Source organism: Candidatus Sororendozoicomonas aggregata, from assembly GCF_031528575.1.
Lineage (GTDB): Bacteria > Pseudomonadota > Gammaproteobacteria > Pseudomonadales > Endozoicomonadaceae > Endonucleibacter > Endonucleibacter aggregata.
In genome coordinates, this window is sequence record NZ_JAVLSP010000195.1 from 1 (window position 1) to 1,323 (window position 1,323).

Below are 1,323 nucleotides of genomic sequence, written 5' to 3' on the forward strand. Positions count from 1 at the left end.
AGGCGGGTGGTGAATTTCGTTCAGCCCGTCTAGGGCTTATCTTGGTTTCTGATATATTCGGCAATCACATCAAGTGGCGCGCCACCGCAACTACCCGCAAAGTACGATCTTGACCACAAAACCGGCTTTCGATACGCGCCTGCGATATCACAAAACTCTTGTCTTAACCGTCTGGATGAAACAGCTTTCAGGCTGTTTATCAGTTTCGCAATAGCTGGCGTGTTGGGCGAGAACTCCACCAAAAGATGAACGTGATCGGATTCACCATTGCAGTCTGTTAGCTCTGCCTCAAAGTTTCCGCATATCTCAGAAAATATTTCTCTCAGTCTGGCTAGGTGTAACTCGCCAAGCACTTTCTTTCTGTACTTTGTCACAAAAACAATGTGGCAGCGCAAAGTAAAAGCACTGTGTCGGCCTTTCTTTATTTCTTGCATACTAATACTTGATATCTCACTTTACACCCTATAATTTAAGTATTAAAGACTAACACACTGATTATATAAATGAAGATTCTCAAGGCATATAAATTCAGACTGGAGGCGACACCAGAGCAGCATGCAAGATTCATGCGGCTTTCCGGTACAGCTCGCTTTGTCTGGAATAAAGCATTGAGCATCTGCAATGAAAAGTGGGAGTCTGGCGAAAAAATCCCGTCCTCATACACAATGGCTAAGTGGCTGCCGCTCTGGAAGAAAGATGAAGAAACCCGCTTTCTTACTCAGGGTAATGCGGTTGCTTTGCAGCAAAAACTAATGGATTTGGGCGGTGCATGGAAAAAACACTTTGATGATCTGGCAAAACTCAAAGCCGGAAAGATCAAAGAAATTCAGTTTGAAAAGCCATGTTTCAAAAAGCGAAACCAAGATCACCATAATTCCATTCGTATCATGCAGTTCTCAAAGTACTGCAAGGTAGAAAATCGCAGGGTAAAACTACCAAGCAAGTTGGGGTGGGTGAAGTTCCGTAAGTCTCGCGACATCGAAGGTGAGATAAAGAATTGCGCCATTACCCGCAAATCAGGCCATTGGTTTATCAGTTTTCAAACCGAGCAAGAATTACCTGTTCCGGTTCACCCTTCTGAAAAAGCGGTTGGTCTGGATATGGGGATTGCAAAGTTTGTCACGCTGTCCAGTGGTGAGCGGTACAAGCCCCTTAATGCTTTCAGGAACCATGAGAAGCAGCTTGCCAGAGAACAAAGAAGGCTCTCTCGCAAAATAAAATTCTCTGAAAACTGGAAGAAGCAAAAGCAGCGAATTAATCGTATTCACAGCAAGATAGCCAGTTGTAGAACCGATTACCTCCATAAGACCTCAAGCAAGATCA

2 protein-coding genes are annotated in these 1,323 nt (G+C 44.1%); one reads left to right on the forward strand and one right to left on the reverse strand.

Annotated elements, in window-relative coordinates:
* Positions 1-29: 29 nt before the first annotated feature.
* Positions 30-434: an IS200/IS605 family transposase gene (tnpA, locus tag V4C51_RS17740; RefSeq protein WP_330927497.1), complete on the reverse strand. Its 405-nt coding sequence runs from the start codon at positions 432-434 to the stop codon at positions 30-32.
* A gap of 69 nt (positions 435-503) precedes the next feature.
* On the opposite strand from tnpA, the gene V4C51_RS17745 reads away from it, so the two are divergent.
* Positions 504-1,323, forward strand: an 820-nt coding sequence (locus V4C51_RS17745; RefSeq protein WP_330927498.1) for an RNA-guided endonuclease InsQ/TnpB family protein, incomplete at its 3' end; no start/stop codon positions are given.